A 3113-nucleotide genomic window follows, 5' to 3' on the forward strand; every position below is an offset into this window, starting at 1 on the left:
AGAGTGTCCTCCACCGCAACCGTCAAAACGGGATGAGCACTGCACTCGACGAACGTCCCGAAGCCATCCGCCGCCAGCGCCGTAATCGCCTCATGGAAGCCCACCGGCTCACGCAGATTCCGATACCAGTACTCGGCGGTCAGCGAATCGGACTCCACCCAGCCACCCTCGACCGTCGAGAGCATCGGAACACGGGCGGGGCGAGGGGCGATCTCCCCCAGGGCGTCGAGCAGTTCGCCCCTGATCTCCTCCACATGCAGGGAGTGCGACGCGTAGTCCACCGGGATACGGCGCGCCCTGACGTTCTGCCCCTCGCAGTGAGCAGCTATCTCGGCCAGGGCGTCACCGTCACCGGCAAGCACGACGGCCGCGGGCCCGTTCACCGTCGCAACCGACACCCGATCCGACCAGCCACCTTCCACCAGAGCCTGTTCCGCCCACGCCCTCGGGGCCGCAAGCGACCACATCTCACCCCGGCCAGCCAGCCCCCTCAGCACCCTGCTGCGCAGGACAACGACCCGTACCGCATCCTCCAAAGACAACGCACCCGCCACACACGCCGCCGCAATCTCCCCCTGCGAGTGACCAACCACCGCATCCGGCACCACACCCCACGACTCCCACACCCGCGCCAACCCCACCATCACCGCAAACAACACCGGCTGCACCACATCCACCCGACCCAACAACCCCTCATCCCCAAGCGCCTCCAACACCGACCAACCAGCCAACTCCCCAACCAACCGATCACACTCACGCATGGCCTCGGCAAAAACCGGAGAGTCCCGAAGAAGTTCAACCGCCATCCCCACCCACTGCGCCCCCTGCCCGGGGAACACAAACACCCGCCGACCAGGCGTACCCGCGATACCCGAGATGACGCTGTCGTTGCTGGAGGTGCCTCCCCCGGCGAGTTGGCCGAGTCCGCTGGTCAACTCGGTGCTGTCCGCGGCCACCACCACGGCCCGGTTGTCGAGAGCGGTCCGCGACAGCGCCGCGGAGCCCACCGCGCCAACCGGGACCGCACCGCCCTCCAGCGCCGCAAGCCAACGCCCCGCCTGCCCGGCAAGCCCCTCGCGCCCTCGGCCCGAGATGAGGACAGGCAGCAGGCCGCCGCCGTCCTCGGCTTCGGTCACGGCTTCGGTCGTCGACTTGGCCTGTTCCAGGAGCACGTGCGCATTGGTCCCGCTCACCCCGAACGACGACACCGCCGCACGACGCGGACGCCCCACCACCTCCGGCCACCCACACGCCTCGGTGACCAGCTCGACCGCACCCTCCGACCAGTCCACGTGGCTGGACGGCGCGTCCACATGCAACGTCGCCGGCACCGCGCCCGCCCGCATCGCCATCACCATCTTGATCACACCCGCCACGCCAGCCGCGGCCTGCGCATGACCGATGTTCGACTTCAACGAGCCGAGCAGCAACGGCTGGTCGTCGGAGTGCTCTTGGCCGTACGTGGCCAGTAGCGCCTGTGCCTCGATCGGATCACCCAGCGTGGTGCCGGTGCCGTGCGCCTCCACGACATCGACCTCGGAAGCCGACACCCGCCCATTCGCCAACGCCTGCCGAATCACCCGCTGCTGGGCAGGCCCGTTCGGCGCCGTGAGCCCATTCGACGCACCGTCCTGGTTAACCGCACTGCCGCGTACCACCGCAAGCACTTCGTGCCCGTTGCGCCGCGCATCCGACAGCCGCTCCACCAACAGCACACCCACACCCTCACTGAAACCCGTACCGTCCGCACCATCCGCGAACGCCTTGCACCGACCATCAGGAGCCAGACCACGCTGCCGGGAAAACTCAACGAACACACCCGGAGTCGACAACACCGTCACCCCACCGGCCAGAGCCAGCGAGCACTCCCCCGACCGCAACGCCTGCACCGCCCAGTGCAACGCCACCAACGACGACGAACACGCCGTATCCACCGACACCGCAGGACCCTCAAGACCCAACGCATACGCCACCCGCCCCGAAACCACACTCCCGGAGCTGCCCTGACCGACATATCCCTCAAGATCTTCGGGTACGGAGCGCAGCCGGGTTCCGTAGTCGTGGTACATCACGCCGGTGAAGACGCCGGTCTGGCTGCCCCGCAGTGCGACGGGGTCGATTCCGGCGCGTTCGAGGGCTTCCCAAGAAGCTTCAAGAAGCAGTCGTTGCTGGGGGTCCATCGCCAGCGCCTCACGCGGTGAAATACCGAAGAAACCGGCGTCGAAATCCGCAGCATCGGCCAGGAATCCACCACGCCGCACATACGACTTTCCGGATCGCTCAGGATCAGGGTCGAAGAGAGCGTCCACATCCCAGCCACGGTCGTCCGGGAAGTCGACAATTCCTTCCCTGCCCGACGCCACCAGGTCCCACAGTTCCTCGGGCGAGGTCACACCGCCCGGCAGCCTGCACGACATCCCCACGATCGCGACCGGCTCGTCCACCCCCACGGACGAGACCGCCGTACTCGCCACGACCGGCGCACTGCCCACCAGCTCCCCGCCGATGAAGGCGGCGAGCGCGCGCGGCGTCGGATGGTCGAAGACCAGCGTGGCGGGCAGGCGTACGCCCGTCACCGCCGACAGCCGGTTGCGCAGCTCCACGGCCGCCAGCGAGTCGAAGCCCAGGTCCCGGAACGGCCGTGCTGCCTCGACGTCCCCCGCGCCGCCCAGGCCGACCACCGACGCGGCCTCGCCCGCCACCAGGGCAACCAGCTCGCGTTCCCGCTCGGCCTCGGGCAGTCCCGCGATCCTCGCGCCGAAGGAGCCCGGCTCGACGGCGCCACCGCGTGCCACGCGCCGCCCGGGTCGTACCAGCCCACGCATCAGTGCGGGTACGGGGTCCATCCTGCGCAGGGCGCCGAAGTCGAGGCGGGCGGGAACGAGAGCGGCCTTGTCGGAATTGAGGGCGGTGTCGAAGAGGGCCATTCCCTCGTCCGCGCTGAGGGCGAGCATTCCGCCCTGTGCCAGTCGGCGGCGATCGGCGTCGCCCATTCGGCCGGTCATTTTGCTGGCGTCTTCCCAGAGGCCCCAGGCGAGGGAGAGCGCCGGCAGCCCCTGCGCACGCCGCTCCACCGCCAACGCATCAAGAAACGCATTCGCCGCCGCATAATT

1 protein-coding gene is annotated in these 3113 nt (G+C 68.7%); it reads right to left on the bottom strand.

Annotation, left to right across the window (positions count from 1 at the left end):
- Positions 1-3113, bottom strand: a 3113-nt coding sequence (locus tag ACIBIW_RS36725) for a beta-ketoacyl synthase N-terminal-like domain-containing protein (protein ID WP_399342889.1), incomplete at both ends; no start/stop codon positions are given.

This window comes from Streptomyces sp. NPDC050560, from assembly GCF_044457285.1.
Taxonomy (GTDB): domain Bacteria; phylum Actinomycetota; class Actinomycetes; order Streptomycetales; family Streptomycetaceae; genus Streptomyces.